The organism is Pseudomonas sp. R15(2017), assembly GCF_002112685.1.
GTDB classification, from domain to species: Bacteria; Pseudomonadota; Gammaproteobacteria; order Pseudomonadales; family Pseudomonadaceae; genus Aquipseudomonas; species Aquipseudomonas glycinae.
The window spans coordinates 612,002-630,334 of the sequence record NZ_NEII01000001.1 but is presented as its reverse complement, the minus strand read 5'-3'; the positions used below and the strand labels follow the sequence as shown (position 1 = coordinate 630,334).

At 61.1% G+C, this 18,333-nt stretch carries 18 protein-coding genes; 11 read left to right on the top strand and 7 right to left on the bottom strand.

Going from position 1 to position 18,333, the window contains the following annotated elements:
- Positions 1-9 precede the first annotated feature (9 nt).
- Together CAF77_RS02970 and CAF77_RS02965 are read right to left on the bottom strand one after the other, a co-directional pair.
- Entirely contained in the window at positions 10-540 is a 531-nt protein-coding gene (locus tag CAF77_RS02970) for a DUF5943 domain-containing protein (RefSeq protein ID WP_007926354.1), read from the bottom strand.
- Between the two features lie 77 nt (positions 541-617).
- A complete protein-coding gene (locus tag CAF77_RS02965) occupies positions 618-1,595 on the bottom strand; it encodes a dipeptidase (RefSeq protein WP_007959776.1) in 978 nt (325 codons plus the stop codon).
- Between the two features lie 234 nt (positions 1,596-1,829).
- Here CAF77_RS02965 and CAF77_RS02960 point away from each other — a divergent pair, with 234 nt between their 5' ends.
- Positions 1,830-2,231: a lysozyme inhibitor LprI family protein gene (locus tag CAF77_RS02960; RefSeq protein WP_064380231.1), complete on the top strand. Its 402-nt coding sequence runs from the start codon at positions 1,830-1,832 to the stop codon at positions 2,229-2,231.
- A 44-nt stretch (positions 2,232-2,275) separates the two neighbouring features.
- Here CAF77_RS02960 and CAF77_RS02955 read toward each other — a convergent pair whose 3' ends face one another.
- The gene (locus CAF77_RS02955) at positions 2,276-3,241 is read right to left on the bottom strand and encodes a tyrosinase family protein (protein WP_085653998.1); all 966 of its coding nucleotides are present in this window, start codon (positions 3,239-3,241) and stop codon (positions 2,276-2,278) included.
- A gap of 261 nt (positions 3,242-3,502) precedes the next feature.
- Between CAF77_RS02955 and CAF77_RS02950 the strand changes: the two genes are divergently transcribed.
- A complete protein-coding gene (locus CAF77_RS02950) occupies positions 3,503-3,919 on the top strand; it encodes a DUF3010 family protein (RefSeq protein WP_007959772.1) in 417 nt (138 codons plus the stop codon).
- Here CAF77_RS02950 and CAF77_RS02945 read toward each other — a convergent pair whose 3' ends face one another.
- Both CAF77_RS02945 and CAF77_RS02940 read right to left on the bottom strand, forming a co-directional pair.
- The gene (locus CAF77_RS02945; RefSeq protein ID WP_085653997.1) at positions 3,920-5,092 is read right to left on the bottom strand and encodes a hypothetical protein; all 1,173 of its coding nucleotides are present in this window, start codon (positions 5,090-5,092) and stop codon (positions 3,920-3,922) included. It abuts the gene before it with no gap.
- A gap of 68 nt (positions 5,093-5,160) precedes the next feature.
- Positions 5,161-6,105 carry a GlxA family transcriptional regulator gene (locus tag CAF77_RS02940; RefSeq protein WP_011336294.1) on the bottom strand — a complete coding sequence of 315 codons (945 nt, stop codon included), beginning with the start codon at positions 6,103-6,105 and terminating at the stop codon, positions 5,161-5,163.
- A gap of 193 nt (positions 6,106-6,298) precedes the next feature.
- Here CAF77_RS02940 and choX point away from each other — a divergent pair, with 193 nt between their 5' ends.
- From choX to CAF77_RS02910, 6 genes are all read left to right on the top strand, one after another.
- Positions 6,299-7,243 carry a choline ABC transporter substrate-binding protein gene (choX, locus tag CAF77_RS02935; RefSeq protein ID WP_085653996.1) on the top strand — a complete coding sequence of 315 codons (945 nt, stop codon included), beginning with the start codon at positions 6,299-6,301 and terminating at the stop codon, positions 7,241-7,243.
- A 75-nt stretch (positions 7,244-7,318) separates the two neighbouring features.
- On the top strand, positions 7,319-8,206 hold the full coding sequence (locus CAF77_RS02930) for a 3-keto-5-aminohexanoate cleavage protein (RefSeq protein ID WP_064380223.1): 888 nt from the start codon (positions 7,319-7,321) through the stop codon (positions 8,204-8,206).
- A gap of 140 nt (positions 8,207-8,346) precedes the next feature.
- Entirely contained in the window at positions 8,347-9,312 is a 966-nt protein-coding gene (locus CAF77_RS02925; RefSeq protein ID WP_011336297.1) for an L-carnitine dehydrogenase, read from the top strand.
- Positions 9,313-9,367: 55 nt separating this feature from the next.
- Positions 9,368-9,844: a thioesterase family protein gene (locus tag CAF77_RS02920; RefSeq protein ID WP_064380221.1), complete on the top strand. Its 477-nt coding sequence runs from the start codon at positions 9,368-9,370 to the stop codon at positions 9,842-9,844.
- A 24-nt stretch (positions 9,845-9,868) separates the two neighbouring features.
- Positions 9,869-11,032 (top strand): gamma-butyrobetaine dioxygenase, encoded by a 1,164-nt coding sequence (locus tag CAF77_RS02915; RefSeq protein ID WP_064380219.1) that lies wholly within the window; start codon positions 9,869-9,871, stop codon positions 11,030-11,032.
- A gap of 273 nt (positions 11,033-11,305) precedes the next feature.
- On the top strand, positions 11,306-11,569 hold the full coding sequence (locus CAF77_RS02910) for a hypothetical protein (protein WP_064380218.1): 264 nt from the start codon (positions 11,306-11,308) through the stop codon (positions 11,567-11,569).
- A gap of 125 nt (positions 11,570-11,694) precedes the next feature.
- On the opposite strand, the gene CAF77_RS02905 is transcribed toward CAF77_RS02910, so the two are convergent.
- Positions 11,695-12,798 carry a GlxA family transcriptional regulator gene (locus CAF77_RS02905; RefSeq protein ID WP_011336300.1) on the bottom strand — a complete coding sequence of 368 codons (1,104 nt, stop codon included), beginning with the start codon at positions 12,796-12,798 and terminating at the stop codon, positions 11,695-11,697.
- Positions 12,799-13,465: 667 nt separating this feature from the next.
- A complete protein-coding gene (locus CAF77_RS02900) occupies positions 13,466-14,842 on the bottom strand; it encodes an L-serine ammonia-lyase (protein ID WP_064380216.1) in 1,377 nt (458 codons plus the stop codon).
- A 434-nt stretch (positions 14,843-15,276) separates the two neighbouring features.
- Between CAF77_RS02900 and CAF77_RS02895 the strand changes: the two genes are divergently transcribed.
- The 3 genes from CAF77_RS02895 (at position 15,277) to choV (ending at position 18,325) form a co-directional block, all read left to right on the top strand.
- A complete protein-coding gene (locus CAF77_RS02895; protein ID WP_085653995.1) occupies positions 15,277-16,227 on the top strand; it encodes a choline ABC transporter substrate-binding protein in 951 nt (316 codons plus the stop codon).
- A 77-nt stretch (positions 16,228-16,304) separates the two neighbouring features.
- Positions 16,305-17,150, top strand: a complete 846-nt coding sequence (gene choW / locus CAF77_RS02890) for a choline ABC transporter permease subunit (protein ID WP_064380213.1) — start codon at positions 16,305-16,307, stop codon at positions 17,148-17,150.
- Positions 17,147-18,325 carry a choline ABC transporter ATP-binding protein gene (gene choV, locus CAF77_RS02885; protein WP_064380211.1) on the top strand — a complete coding sequence of 393 codons (1,179 nt, stop codon included), beginning with the start codon at positions 17,147-17,149 and terminating at the stop codon, positions 18,323-18,325. Before choW ends, choV begins: the two co-directional genes overlap by 4 nt.
- The last annotated feature ends 8 nt before the right edge of the window (positions 18,326-18,333 follow it).

Genomic DNA, 18,333 nt, shown 5'->3' with positions numbered 1-18,333 from the left:
TTCCTCGACTTACAACGGCTTGACGGTGAACAGGCCGTCGTCGTGGCCTTCTTCGGAGCCACCGTAGACCTGCTCGGCCACGGTGCGGATCTTGCTGCCGCGAGCGGCGAGGATCTGGTCCATGGCACCGGCAAACCACCCGGTGAACATGTAGTCGACCTTGCGCCCGACCTTGCCGTAGACGTAGACGAACGCCGAGTGTTCGAGCTTGACGCTGGCGGTGCCTTTGTCGAGGTCGATGTCCTGGATCTTGAACAGGCCCCAGCCGCGCTGCGACAGGCGCTTCATGTAGTGTTCGAACACCGCGACGCCTTCCAGGCCGTGGCACTCGGCTTCTTTTTCACACCAGTGCCAGGCGGATTTGTAGCCGGCCTTGTAGAGGATTTCGGCATAGGCGTCAGCGCCCAGCACTTCCTCGATGCCCATGTGGTTGTTGACGAAGAAATGCCGGGGCACGTACAGCATCGGCAGGGCGTCGGAGGTCCAGACACCGGTCTCGCTGTCGACTTCGATTGGCAATTGCGGGGCGATCTTGGCCATGGAAACTTAACTCCAGAAAAATTTTGGTGTTGCCCCCGGCGCGGACGGCCGGGGGAAAGTATTCGGGAAGCGGCGGCTTACTCGCCCCAAACGTCTTTCAAGACGTTGACCCAGTTTTCGCCCATGATCTTGCGTACCACGCGCTCGGAGTGGCCGCGCTTGAGCAGGGTTTCGGTCAGGTTCGGGAACTCGCCGACGGTGCGGATGCCCAGCGGGTTGATGATCTTGCCGAAGTTGGTCAGACGGCGGGCGTAGCCCTTGTCGTGAGTCAGGTATTCGAAGAAGTCCTGGCCGTGACCCTGGGTGAAGTCGGTGCCGATGCCGATGGCGTCTTCGCCGACGATGTTCATGGTGTATTCGATGGCTTCGGCGTAGTCGTCGATGGTCGAATCGATGCCCTTGGCCAGGAACGGCGCGAACATGGTCACGCCGACGAAACCGCCGTGGTCAGCGATGAACTTGAGCTCTTCATCGGACTTGTTGCGCGGGTGCTCTTTCAGCCCCGACGGCAGGCAGTGGGAATAGCAGACCGGTTTTTTCGATTCGAGGATGACTTCTTCGGAGGTCTTGGAGCCGACGTGGGACAGGTCGCACATGACGCCGACACGGTTCATCTCGGCGACGATTTCGCGACCGAAGCCCGACAGGCCGCCGTCACGTTCGTAGCAACCGGTGCCCACCAGGTTCTGGGTGTTGTAGCACATCTGCACGATGCCGACGCCGAGCTGCTTGAACACCTCGACATAACCGATCTGGTCTTCGAACGCATGGGCGTTCTGGAAGCCGAAGAGGATGCCGGTCTTGCCCTGCTCCTTGGCCTTGCGGATGTCGGCGGTGGTGCGGACGGGGATCACCAGATCGCTGTTTTCGCGAATCAGTTTCTGGCTGGCGGCGATGTTGTTGACCGTGGCCTGAAAGCCCTCCCACACCGACACGGTGCAGTTGGCCGCCGTCAGACCGCCCTTGCGCATGTCTTCGAACAGCTCGCGGTTCCATTTGGCAATGATCAGACCGTCGATAACGATGCTGTCGGCGTGTAATTCGGCTGGGCTCATCAGGCGTCCCCTTATTGGCGATTCATGCGCCGAATCGTCTGCCGGCGCTTTGGGGCCAGCATATGCCTCGGTGCGCGACCAGCCGGGTGCAAAAACGACAGGGGAATTGCCGAAAGCGTCAATCCGCGACAAAGGGTCGCCAACCGGTCCGACCGGCCACCTGTTCAAGCCCGCGAGCTTGAGCCAGAATCTGCCGCATCCCGGAAACACCACTGGATTAGAGCGGCGACATCAATGAAATCGATCTTCCTGGCCCTGGCCCTGATTGCGACCGGCGTACACGCCGCCGAAGAGTCCGACAACAACCCGTGCGACGCGGTGGAAAACGACATCCAGACCCTGGAATGCTCGACCTACAGCCGCACCACCGCCGAGGACCTGCTCAAGGACAACTACGCCAGCCTGAACGAGCGCATGCAGACCACCTACGGCAAGAACCCGGCGCAACTGGCCGACATCACCGCCAAAATCAAGGCCGCCCAGCAACAATGGCTGAAAACCCGCGACGCCGACTGCGCCGTTGAAGCCTTCCCGGCGACGGACGGCAGCAAGGCGTTCAAGATTGCGCAGAACGATTGCGTGGCGCGGATGAGTGACGAGCGGTCGGAGTTTTTGGAGTCGATCGGGCAGGAGTGAGGAGCGTTCCCGCACGAATGGGCAGGAACGATGACACCCCATTCTCATGACGCCATGAAAGGCGACTTGAAGGGACGCTTCTGCAACGACGGGATGGGCGCGTATTCATAACCCAACGCGCGGATGTCCATGACGTGTCTGACGGTTCTCGTCCATGGCGCCAGCGTGTCATCAAGGTTATGACCGGGTGGCCCACCACTGATCGGCGTGTAATGCGGAGCCCATTGCGGATTGTCCAGCGCCATTTGTGCCTGCCAATTCGCCCAGATCCTGTCGATATTGCAGTGGTGCAGGAAGAACACCGGATCTTCAGGGGAGGTCATGGCCAACATGTTGCCCCCTATCCACAGATGGACGCGGTTGTGCAGCTGCGAACCCGGGGTTGTGACCTGAGGATCACCTCGTTGCGTGATCCACCCCTCCAGTCGATTGCGAAATCCCCTGGTGTATGGGCCGGAATCGTAAGGCGGCGTATCGTACAACCACTCTCGCATCGCCATGTCTACGTCTGCAGACGTCGGAAGCGAGGTCACAAGAACGCCGAACTGACGCTTGAGACCAGGTTCCGTCTCACCGTTTTCCGGGTAGGCCGGAACCGGCCAGTTTCCGTACTGGTGAGCAAAAGGCCCGGTCTGTACTCGATCATGATCACCTGGGCTGCCATTGCCGCCCATCCATTCATCACTCCAGACGGGTGAGTTTGTCGGATCAAACGTGTCCTGAGTCCAATCCCAATACGGCAGAGTCACTTGAGGATCAATCGCACGCAAGTCCGCCTCGAACTGCATCAACATTTCTCGATGCCATGGCAGAAATGCCGGACCGAGGTGGGCTCCGTTTCGATACTCAGGATCTTGCGGTTCCCAAGGATGCACAGTGGGTTTCATCACTTGGTGATGCCAGTGCACATATTTGTCGTACCCCCCATTGCGCTTGAGGGTGAGCAGACAGTTGATGAATGCGGCCCGCTCGACGGCCGTATGCGAGCGGATGTTTTTCCTGACGATCATTGTGCGACTCCTTTGCCGGAACAGTCGTTCTTGGGTTCAGAGCCGGTGATGGCCCTCGCATCAATCTTCGAAGCAATGTCGATAAGGATCTACTGTCAGAAATAACAGGTAGCGGGCTGTATCCGACAAACGGAAATTCGGCGTTGCCCTAACCGAGCGCCGGTGCAAGGCTACTTGCGCGAAGATTGCAGCGGCATTTGGCATCACCGCCAACCAGCTTGAGCTGTAAGCTGCACCTCTTCAGCCAATCAGGGGATTCACATGAACATCTGCGGTATCGAAATCAAAGGCAGTGAAGCGATCATCGCCGTGGCGTCCCTCGACGGTTCGGTGCTGAGCCATGTCGCGTTGAACACCAAGAAAATCGCGCTGGACGATGACGACGAGGCGGCCAACGTGAAGCTGTTCGCCGCTCAGGTGGCGTCGTTCGTGCGCGAGAACTCCATCGATCGCATCGCGATCAAGAAACGCAGCAAGAAGGGTGAATTCGCCGGTGGGCCGACCACGTTCAAGATCGAGGGCGTGTTTCAGTTGCTGGACGGTTGCGAGGTGACGCTGCTGTCACCGCAGACGATCAATGCCCAGGCCAAGAAGCACAATTTCGAGCTGCCAGGCACGCTGAACAAGTATCAGCATGAAGCCTACAAGGCAGCGTGCTCGGCATTGGTGAAGAAGTAGCTAGCGCGCTTTTCGTGCGCTCAGCCAGTCGCCGAAGGACTTGTCTTCCAGCGCATAGCCACCACGGCTCGACTTCCACACCAGTTCCTTGTCGCGCAGGGCATCGATGCAGGCCTGAATGGTCTGGGTGCCCGGCACCACGTCGCTGCCCATGTTTTCCAGTGCCTTGCCGACCGCCATGAGCGTGCTGTCAGTGAACGGTGCAAAGGGCTCGTTGTTCTGTGAGCGCTCCACCATCACCTCCAGCACGGCGCGCTGAGGAATTGTCAGAGCGTTCCACGCGCTCTCGAACTCGGTCCATACGCCTGCGCGCAACAATTCGGCACGGCTTTGCAGCAGTTGCCCCAGATTGCTGGCCTCGCCCAGCTCCAGCGCGACTTCGCCGATGATGGTGCGCAACATTTCCGGGCGTCGCCCCACCAATTCAAAGGCGTCGTCGATATCAGCCGCGCTGAACTGGTTGGTCTCGGCCAGATGGGCGTTGAGGTGCAAGGTGTACGCCTGGGTGAACTCTTTCCCCAGCAGCGGAAAGGGCGTGATGCTCGAGCCGAAGAACGGTTGGCTCTTGCCCAGCACCAGGTGCGCGAGTTTGTCGCGATTGGAACCGGTGAACACCAGATGCAAACCGCTGCCCTCGCCTTCCCGTCCCTGGTTGAGCTGATCCCGCGCTGCCTTCAGGGCAAACATCGCGTTGATGCCTGCGGCGGTGGTGAGCGCGTGCTGGGCCTCATCGATCACCAGCACTACGGATTTTTCGGCGGCGCTGTGGAGCAGTTCCAGTGCTTGCGTCAGGGTCGCGCCGACCGGCAGTTGCGGCTTGGTGAAATCCCAGGACAAGGTGCGCAGAAAGCTGAGTTTTTCGATGCCGATATTCTTCGCCAGTTTGCGAATGCCCTTTTCGAAGGGGACCAACGCGCCTGCAATGGCACTGGCGATCAGGTCAGCAGGGTCTTTTTCCTTGTCGGCCCACAGGTCGACGTAAACCGTCAGCCAGCCTCGGGCCTGGCATTCCGGGATCAGATCCTCGCGCAGAAAGGTACTTTTGCCGGTGCGACGCGGCGCTGCCAGAAACAGGCCGGAGGTGAAATCCTGCAGACCTGCACCCACCAGACCATCGGCAACGCTGCGGGCCAGAGCGGGGCGGCGGAAAACGAAGCCGTTGTTTCGGGACATGGTTTTACACTCAATTATTCAAACGACTGTAATTTATACCTGGAAGTATAATTAACTATAATCGTCCGTCAAACGGCCTCCCGTCGCCGGTCCTCCCGTGGACACCGGGCAAACTTCGCCCGGTAGCTGCGAGTGAAATACGACGGTGATTCAAATCCGCAGGCAATGCTGACTTCCAGCACGCTCATGTCGGTCTGGCGCAGCAGCTGTCGGGCCTTTTCCAGTCTTAGGCGCAGATAGAAATTGCTCGGTGTGTCGTTCAGGTGCAGACGGAACAACCGCTCCAGTTGCCGGCGCGTCACCTTGATCGATTCCGCCAGCTCCAGGGTGGTCAGCGGCGGTTCGCTGTGCTGCTCCATCTCGCCGATAACATGCACCAGCTTCTTGTTGCTGATGCCGTAGCGCGTGGCAACTTCCATGCGCTGGTGGTCCTTGCGCGGACGAATCCGCCCCAATACAAACTGCTCGCTGACCTGGATCGCCAGTTGCGGGCCGTGGGCCTGGGCAATCAGGTCGAGCATCAGGTCGATGGACGCGGTGCCGCCGGCGGATGTGATGCGCCGACGGTCGATCTCGAACAGCTCCTGGGTGACGCTGAGCTGTGGATAAGATTCCTTGAAGGCGTCGATGGCCTCCCAGTGCAGGGTCAGGCGATGGCCATCGAGCAGACCGGCTTCGGCAAGGACGAAACTGCCGGTGTCGATGGCGCCGAGGGTCACGCCTTCGTTGTCCAGCCGTCGCAGCCAGTGCTCCAGCGCCGGGGTGGCGAATTTCAGCGGCTCGAAACCGGCGACCACCAGCAGCGTCGCCCCTTTCTTCAGCGGCTCCAGCGCCGCATCGGCGTTGACCGACATCCCGTTGCTCGCCAGCACCGCCCCGCCATCGGCGCTCAAGACGTGCCAGCGGTACAGCTCGCCGCGAAAGCGGTTGGCCACCCGCAGCGGTTCGATCGCAGAGATGAAACCGATGGCGGAAAAACCCGGCATCAACAGAAAGTAGAAATCCTGGGACATGGCGCGCACTCGAATCGCGGGTAGCGTGCAACGTTGATACGCCAGTTGTCGGCGGCATTCAAGAGCACAGGTCGCTGCAGTGCAAGAGCTGGTCGCCGCAGTGCGTTTTTGCGGGGGCATTGCTGCGTAATTTGAGCATCACCGGCACGACAGATGCCGGGCCCCACAATAACGACCTGCCGAGGAACCCGACATGAAACGACTGATCAGCAGCTGTGTTCTCGCACTCAGCGGTACCGCGTTTTTAAGCGCCAGTGTCATGGCGGCCGATTCCCCATCGTGTCAGAACGTGCGCATGGGCGTGGTGAACTGGACCGACGTGATCGCCACCAGCGCCATGGCCCAGGTTCTGCTCGACGGCCTCGGCTACAGCACCAAACAGACCAGCGCCTCCCAGCAGATCGTCTTTGCCGGCATCCGCGACCAGCGTCTGGACCTGTTCCTCGGCTACTGGAACCCGCTGATGACCCAGACCATCACCCCGTTCGTCGAGGCCAACCAGGTCAAGGTGCTTGAAGCGCCAAGTCTCAAGGACGCCCGCGCCACCCTCGCCGTGCCGACCTATCTGGCGGACAAGGGCCTGAAAACCTTCGCCGACATCGCCAAGTTTGAAAAAGAGTTGGGCGGCAAGATCTACGGCATCGAGCCTGGCTCGGGCGCCAACACCCAGATCAAGGCGATGATCACCAAGAACCAGTTCGGCCTTGGCAAGTTCCAGCTCGTGGAGTCCAGCGAGGCCGGCATGCTCGCCGCCGTCGATCGCGCCGTGCGCCGCAAGGAAGCCGTGGTGTTCTTCGGCTGGGCACCGCACCCGATGAACGTCAACGTGCAGATGACTTATCTGACCGGCAGCGACGACGCCCTCGGCCCGAACGAAGGCATGGCCACCGTGTGGACCGTCACCGCACCGAAATACGCCGAACAATGCCCGAACGTCAGCCGCCTGCTGAGCAACCTGACGTTCACCGCCGAAGACGAGAGCCGGATGATGCAGCCGCTGCTCGATCACAAGGACGCTTTCGAATCAGCCAAACAATGGCTCAAGGATCACCCGCAGGACAAACAGCGCTGGCTCGAAGGCGTCACCACCTTCGATGGCAAACCGGCGGCAGAAAACCTCCAGCTCACCAGCAAATAAACCGCAACGAACGAACCACTTCGCAGGCCGCCACGGGCTGCGAACAGACCCATCACGCCTGAAGGAAAACGCACCATGAACCACGACGTCATCATCACCTGCGCACTCACCGGTGCTGGCGACACGACCGCCAAGAGCCCTCACGTGCCGGTCACCCCGAAACAGATCGCCGCTGCCGCAGTAGAAGCGGCCAAGGCCGGCGCCACGGTCGTGCACTGCCACGTCCGTGACCCGCAGACCGGAAAGTTCAGCCGCGACGTGGCGCTGTACCGCGAAGTCATGGAGCGCATCCGCGAAGCCGACGTCGACATCATCGTCAACCTCACCGCCGGCATGGGCGGCGACCTGGAAATCGGCCCGGGCGAGAACCCGATGGAGTTCGGCCCGAACACCGATCTGGTCGGCCCGCTGACCCGTCTGGCCCATGTCGAAGAACTGCTGCCGGAAATCTGCACGCTGGATTGCGGCACCCTGAATTTCGGCGACGGCGACACCATTTACGTCTCCACCCCAGCCCAGCTGCGCGCCGGTGCCAAGCGCATCACCGAGCTGGGCGTGAAGGCGGAGCTGGAGATTTTCGACACCGGCCACCTGTGGTTCGCCAAACAGATGATCAAGGAAGGCCTGCTCGACAATCCGCTGTTCCAGCTGTGCCTGGGCATCCCGTGGGGCGCGCCGGCCGACACCACCACCATGAAAGCCATGGTCGACAACCTGCCTGCCGACGCGGTGTGGGCCGGGTTCGGCATCGGCCGGATGCAGATGCCGATGGCCGCGCAAGCGGTGCTGCTCGGCGGCAACGTGCGGGTCGGCCTGGAAGACAACCTGTGGCTGGACAAAGGCGTGCTGGCGACCAACGGCCAACTGGTCGAACGCGCCACCGAGATCCTCAGCCGCCTCGGCGCCCGCGTGCTGACCCCGGCTGAAGGTCGCAAGAAGATGGGCCTGACCCAGCGCGGCTGATTCGAATTCACCTCTGATCCTGTGGGAGCGGGCTTGCCCGCGATGAGGTTTTTTCTACCGACAGATTTTTTCGGTAGTACCGACGCTATCGCGGGCAAGCCCGCTCCCACAGGGTTCTGCGAACTCTTTAGGACATGACCATGAGCTTTATCACCGAAATCAAAACCTTCGCAGCACTGGGCAGCGGCGTCATCGGCAGCGGCTGGGTCGCCCGCGCCCTCGCCCACGGCCTCGACGTGGTGGCCTGGGACCCGGCGCCGGGTGCCGAAGCGGCGCTGCGCAAACGCGTGGCCAACGCCTGGGGCGCGCTGGAGAAAAACGGTCTGGCGCCCGGCGCGTCGCAGGATCGCCTGCGCTTTGTCGCAACCATTGAAGAATGCGTGCGCGATGCGGACTTCATCCAGGAAAGCGCCCCGGAACGCCTCGAACTGAAACTGGATCTGCACAGCAAAATCAGTGCGGCAGCCAAGCCGAATGCCCTGATCGGGTCCAGCACCTCGGGTCTGTTGCCAAGCGAGTTCTACGAGAGTTCGACTCACCCGGAACGTTGCGTGGTCGGTCACCCGTTCAACCCGGTTTACCTGCTGCCATTGGTGGAAGTGGTCGGCGGCAAGAACACCGCGCCCGAAGCCGTGCAGGCCGCGATGAAAGTCTACGAATCCCTCGGCATGCGACCGCTGCATGTGCGCAAGGAAGTGCCGGGCTTCATCGCCGACCGCCTGCTCGAAGCGCTGTGGCGCGAGGCGCTGCACCTGGTCAACGACGGGGTGGCGACCACCGGTGAAATCGATGATGCGATCCGCTTTGGCGCTGGCCTGCGCTGGTCGTTCATGGGCACGTTCCTGACTTACACCCTGGCCGGTGGCGATGCTGGTATGCGCCACTTCATGTCGCAGTTCGGCCCGGCGTTGCAGTTGCCGTGGACATACCTGCCGGCGCCGGAGCTGACCGACAAGTTGATCGACGATGTGGTGGATGGCACCAGCGATCAATTGGGCCGGCACAGTATTTCGGCGCTGGAACGCTATCGTGATGATTGCCTGCTGGCGGTGCTTGAGGCGGTGAAGACCACCAAAGAAAAGCATGGAATGAGTTTCAGCGAGTAATCGCATATTGAGCGTCCCACGCAAAGCGTGGGAACGCTCGTGTCTGGAGATAAACATGCCCACCCTCACCACCTACCAAACCCGCATCATCCCCGACTGGGTCGACTACAACGGCCACCTGCGCGACGCCTTCTATCTGCTGATTTTCAGCTACGCCACCGACGCCCTGATGGATCGCCTCGGCATGGACAGCAACAACCGCGAAGCCAGCGGACACTCGCTGTTCACCCTCGAACTGCACCTCAACTACCTGCACGAAGTGAAGCTCGACGCCGAAGTCGAAGTGCGCACGCAGATCATCGGCCACGACCAGAAACGCCTGCACCTCTATCACAGCCTGCACCTGGCCGGCGGTGACAAGGAGCTGGCCGGCAACGAACAGATGCTGCTGCACGTCGATCTGGCCGGGCCACGTTCCGCGCCGTTTACCCCGGACACCCTGGGCCGTCTGCAAGCCATCGTCGCCGAGCAGGCCGATCTGCCCGCTCCCGCTTACATCGGCCGGGTCATCGCCCTGCCCCCAGCCCGGTAAATCCGTCCCTCACAAGGAGCCGCCATGCAAACCGCCGCTGCAGTTGCCGATTTCCGTACTTATCCGTTGATCAGCGCGCTGAACGGCGTGCAGAACCTGGCGGATCGCGTCCTGATCGAATGGGCCGACGGGCGTGTCAGCCCGTTCCACCACGTGTGGCTGCGCGACAACTGTCCGTGTCCGCAGTGCGTCTACAGCGTCACGCGTGAGCAGGTGTTCGAGATCATCGATGCGGCTCCCGACCTGACGCCATCCGCGGTGCACATCGACACCGATGGCTGCCTGCGTATCGACTGGCAGGACGACCACCTCAGCCGCTTCGATGCCGGCTGGTTGCGCGCCCACGCCTACGATGATGAATCCCGCGCCGAACGCCTCGCCGCCAAGCCGAAACCCTTCCTGTGGCGCGGCGATTTGCAGTTGCCGGTGTTCGACTATGCAGCCCTGATGAACGACAACGCCGCACTGCTGCAATGGTTGCTGGCAGTGCGCGACATCGGCCTGACTCAAGTGCGCGGCGTACCCACCGAACCCGGCTCGCTGAAGCTGATCGCCCAGCGCATTTCGTTCATCCGCGAGAGCAACTTCGGCGTGCTGTTCAACGTGCAATCCAAGGCCGACGCCGACAGCAATGCCTACACCGCTTTCAACCTGCCATTGCACACCGACCTGCCGACCCGCGAGCTGCAACCGGGGCTGCAATTTCTGCATTGCCTGGTGAACGACGCCGAGGGTGGCGAGAGTATTTTCGTCGACGGTTTTGCGATTGCCGAAGCGTTGCGTCAGGAAGATCCCGCATCATTCAAGGCCCTGTGCGAGATCCCGGTGGAGTTTCGCAACAAGGACCGCCACAGCGACTATCGCTGCCTGGCGCCGATCATCGCCCTGGACGCGTTGGGCCGGGTCGCGGAAATCCGCATGGCCAACTTCCTGCGCGGCGCGTTCGACACGTCCGTGGAGCAGATGCCCCTGCTGTATCGCGCTTACCGACGCTTCATCGCCATGACCCGCGAGCCACGTTTCCGGGTCATGCAGCGGCTCAATCCGGGCGAGCTGTGGTGCTTCGACAACCGCCGCACCCTGCACGCACGCAATGCGTTCGACCCGGCCACCGGGGCCCGGCATTTTCAGGGCTGCTACATCGACCGGGATGAGCTGCTGTCGCGGATTCTGGTGTTGCAGCGCTAGACCGCGTCAGCGTAAATCGCAGGCAAAAAAAACCCCGATACAAGCCGTGACAGGATCGGGGCGAGGGTACTGTTGAGGAGCTGCCGTGGCGAGGGTGACCAAACCTTCGTGAAGCAAGCTGAGGCCAGTGTGCCCACTCCCCTTGCCGGCAAGTTAGCCGAAAACGACCTGTTCATAGCCGTCGCGGCCACTGCGACAAATCGCCCTTGCCGTGCCTGGGCATGCCTACCAGAATCGAGCCACGACCTCCGTTGCCGAAGAAGGATTCGCGTCATGATGTATGCCGATTTGATCGATCAGGAAGACCTGTTAGGCCAGCTCAAGTCGTTGGGTTTTCAAGTGCCGGGCGGTTCAACTGCCGAGCAGGCCTGTGAGTATGCGGTGCGCGGTCTGGATAACGTTCGCGCCTTTGAACTGCGCAAGATGGTCAAGGACATGTACACCAGCGGCGCCAGCATCCAGCCTGCAGTGCGTCAGGCCATCGACAAACAATTGTTGCCGGCATTGGCGCAATACCAACAAACCCATAGCGCCTGACGTTGCTCACCTGATCGTTCCCACGCTCTGCGTGGGAATGCCTCAACGGACGCTCCGCGTTCGGCCTTTTGGGACGCAGAGCGTCCCGGGCTGCGTTCCCACGCAGAGCGTGGGAACGATACTTATCAGAGCCTCACACTGGCGAATGTGGATTCGTTGCGTGCCTGACTCAGCGCCGACATCGGCCCGGACAGCGGCGACATCACGATGGCCTGCGGCAGCGGCATCATCGCCACCTGCTGGGTGGTGTTGGAGCCGACGCGCTCGTCACGCGGCGGAATGCCGAAGTATTCGCGGTAGCACTTGGAGAAGTGCGGCGTCGACACAAACCCGCAGACCGACGCCACTTCGATGATCGACATCGGCGTCTGCTTGAGCAGTTGCCGCGCACGGATCAGGCGCAGCTTGAGGTAGTAGCGCGACGGCGAGCAGTGCAGGTATTTCTGGAACAGGCGCTCGAGCTGGCGACGGGACACGGCGACGTACACCGCCAGTTCGTCGAGGTCGATCGGCTCCTCCAGGTTGGCTTCCATCAGCGCGACGATTTCCTGCAGTTTCGGCTGGTTGGTGCCGAGCATGTGCTTGAGCGGCACACGCTGGTGATCCTGCTCGTTGCGGATGCGTTCGTAGACGAACATCTCGGAGATCGCGGCGGAGAGTTCACGGCCGTGATCGCGGCTGATCAGGTGCAGCATCATGTCCAGCGGTGCGGTACCGCCGGAGCTGGTGAAACGGTTGCGGTCGAGGGTGAACAGACGGGTGCTCATCGCAACGCGAGGAAACGCTTCCTGCATCGCCGCCAGACATTCCCAATGCACGCTGCAATCGAAACCATCGAGCAGGCCGGCGCAGGCCAGGGCCCAACTGCCGGTGCACACCGCACCGAGGCGGCGCGACTGACGCGCCTGGCTTTGCAGCCAAGACACGTGTTCACGGGTAACCGTGCGTTGAATCCCGATCCCGCCGCACACGATGACGGTGTCGAGGGCCGGGGCTTTGTGCATGGAAGCGTCGGGGGTGATCTGCAGACCGTCACTGGCCCAGACCTGGCCACCATCGACAGTGAGGGTGGTCCAGCGATACAGCTCGCGACCGGACAACTGGTTGGCCATGCGCAGGGGTTCGACTGCGGATGCCAGGGAAATCAGCGTGAAATTGTCCAGCAGCAGAAAGCCGATGGATTGAGGCGCACGGTTCTGGGGTTGAGCCCCGGAGTTGAACGACGTCATCGCGGTATCTCCTCACACAAAGCGGGTGATGGCCTCAGGCGGAGGCTCTTGTTATTGCCATCGTTCTCTTGCGTGAGACGGGCTTTGTTATGACAGAGCAATTGCCATGCCTAAAATTGAATGGCTGTTCAATAACTCCTGAAAACGACGTCGCGACGCGTCTATACAAGCGCTCCGATGAGAGGTGATTCGAAGTGCCATCAGCGGCCGCGAATGCCCTGCCCCGGAGCGTGTGAGCAAATCGGTAGCACTTGTGGGAACTGGCCTGCGCACGATTGTCCTACAGTGTCACCGCAGGCACAGGTGACGGACGGTAGCGCCTTCGAATCAGGCGCTGGAGGTGGGAAAGGCTCTTATCTGATAACGACGCGCCAAAAGGTGGCGCGTTTTGATTCCGGTGTGCACTTAACGCGCAGTTTTGACTGGTCCGGCCTCATCGCTGGCAAGCCAGCTCCCACAATTGAGCGGGTTCCTCTGCCGGAATGCGATCGAATGTGGGAGCGGGCTTGCTCGCGAAGGCCACACCTCAAATTTACTGACTCAACATTCAACCGCGGCCTCATCGCTGGCAAGCCAGCTCCCACAGTTTGTTTGGTGTTGCTGCTATTTTGGTAACACCTCAAAACCCTGTGGGAGCTGGCTTGCCAGCGATTGGGGCGACCAGGTATCAGCATTCCACCGCGCTGACCGCCAACCCGCCCCGCGATGTCTCTTTATATTTGTCATGCATGTCGGCGCCGGTATCGCGCATGGTGCGGATCACCCGGTCCAGCGAAATAAAGTGCTGACCGTCCCCGCGCAACGCCATCTGTGCCGCGTTGATCGCCTTCACCGCCGCAATCGCATTGCGCTCGATGCACGGCACTTGCACCAGGCCACCCACCGGATCGCAGGTCAGACCCAGGTTGTGTTCGAGGCCGATTTCCGCCGCGTTGCACAACTGCTCAGGACTCGCGCCGAGGATTTCCGCCAGCCCTGCCGCCGCCATCGCACAGGCCGAACCGACTTCACCCTGGCAGCCGACTTCGGCGCCGGAGATCGAAGCATTCTTCTTGCACAGAATCCCCACCGCCGCCGCCCCGAGGAAATAGTCGACCACGTTGGCGTCAGTCACCGCCTCGCTGAATTTCATGAAGTAGTGCAGCACCGCCGGAATGATCCCCGCGGCGCCGTTGGTGGGTGCCGTGACCATGCGCCCGCCGGCGGCGTTTTCCTCGTTCACCGCGAGGGCGAACAGGTTGACCCACTCCATCGCGCTGAGGGTCGAGCCGATCACGTTGGGCTTGTTCAATTCCTGAAGGCTGCGGTGCAACTTCGCCGCGCGGCGGCGCACGTTGAGGCCGCCGGGCAGGATGCCTTCGTGCTTGAGGCCCTGCTCGACGCAATCCTGCATCGCCCGCCAGAGTTTCATCAGGCCGGCGCGGATTTCCTCTTCGCTGCGCCAGACCTTCTCGTTGGCCATCATCAATTCGGCCACGCGCAGGTTGTGGGTCTTGCACAGTTCCAGCAACTCCACCGCGCTGGAAAAATCGTAAGGCAACTCGGTGCGATCCAGATCCACCACGCCGCTGGAGGCCTGCGCCTCGTCCACCACAAAACCGCCGCCGACCGAATAGTAGGTGTCGCGATGCAACTCGCCGTGATCGCCTTCGGCAACCAGGGTCATGGCGTTGGGGTGGAACGGCAGGTTCTCGTCGATCAGGCGCATGTCCCGGCCCCATATAAAGGGCACCGACAAACGACCGTCGAGCAACAGCGTGTGGGTTTCGCGCAGGGCCTGAATCCGCGGGCCGATCTGCGACGGGTCGATCGCGTCCGGCCACTCGCCCATCAGGCCCATGATCACCGCGTTGTCGCTGCCGTGACCGACACCGGTGGCCGACAGCGAGCCGAACAGCTGCACCTCGATGCGGCGCACCTGCTCCAGTAGATATTTGTCGCGCAACGACTCGACGAACAGGGCGGCGGCGCGCATGGGCCCGACGGTGTGGGAACTGGAAGGGCCGATGCCGATTTTGAACAGGTCGAAAACGCTGATAGCCATTGCTGCAGAGCTCCTGAGAGTGCCGGTCCGGGGCGTGAAACGCCCGCTGGCGGAGCTGCTACGCTCAAGCTGCGATCCGCCGGAATGCCCGCATCATCAGGCTTTTCCCGGGTCGTTCGGCGTCTGACACCGACGTACTCATGCCCACCAACGCCGTGCCGGTTTCAGCCCGTGTTTTCGCCGTTTTTATGCGGTTCAGATGGCCAGAAAGGGCAGAAAAAAGCTGTAAACGACGTCACTGACACTGGATGCGACCATCCCTGTACTGGATACGACGCACCCTGTAGGCGTCAGATTTTCACTGGTACATGATCGTATCGACTCGATTGCAAGGCGCTGCGGTAGAGCTGTCTCCAGAACGCCATCCAACCGCAACCCATAAGTGCGGTGGTCCAATCGGAACACTGCCAAAAAAAACACCAAGGAGTCCATTCATGAAAGGTTCCCCGTCGTTGTTGTTGGCCGCCATGCTGAGTCTGCCGTTACTGGCTCAAGCCGCAGAACCGGCGCAGTGCAGTACCGTGAACTTCTCCGATGTCGGCTGGACCGACATCACCGCAACCACCGCCACCACCAGCGTTGTGCTCAACGCCCTCGGCTACAAGACCAAGACCACCATGATTTCCGTACCCGTGACCTACAAGTCGCTGGCCGACGGCAAGAACATGGACGTGTTCCTCGGCAACTGGATGCCGACCATGGAAAACGACATCAAGGCCTACCGCGACGCCGGCACCGTGGAAACCGTGCGCACCAACCTCAAGGGCGCCAAGTACACCCTCGCCGTTCCCCAGGCTTTGTATGACAAGGGCCTGCACGACTTCGCCGACATCGCCAAATTCAAGAAAGAACTCGACGGCAAGATCTACGGGATCGAGCCGGGCAACGACGGCAACCGTCTGATCCAGAGCATGATCGACAAGAACGCCTTCGGCCTGAAAGACGCCGGCTTCAAGGTCGTCGAGTCCAGCGAGGCGGGCATGCTGTCGCAGGTCGACCGCGCACAAAAACGCGACACCGCCGTGGTGTTCCTGGGCTGGGCACCGCACCCGATGAACAAGCGCTTCAAGATTCAGTACCTGACCGGTGGTGACGATTTCTTCGGCCCGGATTTCGGCGCCGCCACCGTGGCGACCAACACCCGCAAGGGCTACGCCGAGGAATGCAGCAACGTTGGCCAGCTGCTGAAAAACCTGGAGTTCACCGTCGACATGGAAAGCGAACTGATGGGCAACATCCTGGACGACAAGATGAAGCCTGACGCGGCCGCCAAGGCCTGGCTGAAAAAGAATCCACAGGTGCTCGATACCTGGCTCGCTGGCGTGACCACCATTGACGGTAAACCAGGCCTGGAGGCCGTGAAAGCCAAACTCAACCAGCCTTGAATTAGAGAGCATCGCTTATGCCGGACGGCCTAAGCCGTCCGGGCTGTTTATTTCCTTGCATGCGGACGTTCACTACCATGCTGATTGATCAGAAAATCCCTTTAGGCCAGTACATCGCGGGCTTCGTTGAATGGTTGACGCAACACGGCGCCAACACCTTCGACGCAATCGCCGTGACACTGGAAACGATGATCCACGGCGTGACGTTTGCGCTGACCTGGTTCAACCCGCTGGTGCTGATCGGCCTCATCGCCCTGCTGGCCCACTTCATTCAACGCAAATGGGGCCTGACCGCGTTCGTGGTCGCCTCCTTCCTGCTGATCCTAAACCTGGGGTACTGGCAGGAAACCATGGAAACCCTCGCCCAGGTCATGTTCGCGACCCTGGTCTGCGTGGTCATCGGCGTGCCGCTGGGCATCGTCGCCGCGCACAAACCGATGTTCTACACTTTGATGAGGCCGGTACTCGATCTGATGCAGACCGTACCGACCTTCGTTTACCTCATTCCTACCCTGACCCTCTTCGGGCTGGGCGTGGTGCCGGGCCTGATCTCGACGGTGGTGTTCGCCATCGCCGCGCCGATCCGCCTGACCTACCTGGGCATCCGCGATGTCCCGGAAGAACTGATGGACGCCGGCAAGGCCTTCGGCTGCTCGCGTCGCCAACTGCTTTCACGGATCGAACTGCCTCACGCCATGCCGAGCATCGCTGCCGGCATCACCCAGTGCATCATGCTGTCGCTGTCGATGGTGGTGATCGCGGCACTGGTGGGCGCCGACGGACTCGGCAAACCGGTGGTCAACGCACTGAACACTGCTGATATCGCCCTGGGCTTCGAAGCGGGCCTGGCGATCGTACTGCTGGCGATCATGCTCGACCGTATCTGCAAACAACCCGACGCCAAAGTAGGGGGTGACGCATGAGCATTATTCGCTTCGATAACGTTGACGTTATCTTCGCCAGGGATCCACGCGAGGCGCTCAAGCTGCTGGATCAGGGCATGACCCGTAACGAGATCCTGAAAAAGACCGGGCAGATTGTCGGCGTTGAAAAGGCCAGCCTGGATATCGAGAAGGGCGAGATCTGTGTACTGATGGGCCTGTCCGGCTCCGGAAAATCCAGCCTGCTGCGCTGCATCAACGGCCTCAACACCGTGAGCCGCGGCAAGCTGTTCGTCGAGCACGAAGGCAAGCAGATCGACATCGCGTCCTGCAGCCCTGCCGAACTGAAAATGATGCGCACCAAGCGCATTGCGATGGTGTTCCAGAAATTCGCCCTGATGCCCTGGCTGACCGTGCGCGAAAACATCAGCTTCGGTCTGGAAATGCAGGGCCGCCCCGAGAAAGAACGCCGCAAACTGGTCGACGACAAGCTTGAGCTCGTGGGCCTGACCCAGTGGCGCAACAAGAAGCCCAACGAGCTGTCCGGCGGCATGCAGCAGCGTGTCGGCCTGGCCCGCGCATTGGCGATGGACGCCGACATTCTGCTGATGGACGAGCCGTTTTCCGCCCTCGACCCGCTGATCCGTCAGGGCCTGCAGGATGAACTGCTGGAACTGCAACGCAAGCTGAGCAAGACCATCGTGTTCGTGAGTCACGACCTCGACGAAGCGCTCAAATTGGGTAGTCGCATCGCGATCATGAAAGACGGCCGGATCATCCAGTACAGCGTGCCGGAAGAGATCGTGCTCAACCCGGCGGACGATTACGTGCGCACCTTCGTCGCCCACACCAACCCGCTGAACGTGCTGTGCGGTCGCAGCCTGATGCGCACCCTGGACAACTGCAAACGCATCAACGGCTCGGTGTGTCTGGATCCGGGCGGCGATTCGTGGCTGGACCTGGCCGAAGGCAACACCATCAAAGGTGCGCGGCAAAACGGTTCGGTGCTGAACCTGCAGAACTGGGCGCCGGGGCAAGCCGTGGAAGGGCTGGAGCGCAAACCGACGCTGGTGGACTCGAACATCGGCATGCGCGACGCGTTGCAGATCCGTTACCAGACCGGCAACAAACTCGTGCTTCACGACAACAACCATGTGGTGGGGATTCTCGGGGACAGCGAGCTGTATCACGCACTGCTCGGCAAGAACCTGGGGTAAAGAGAGCA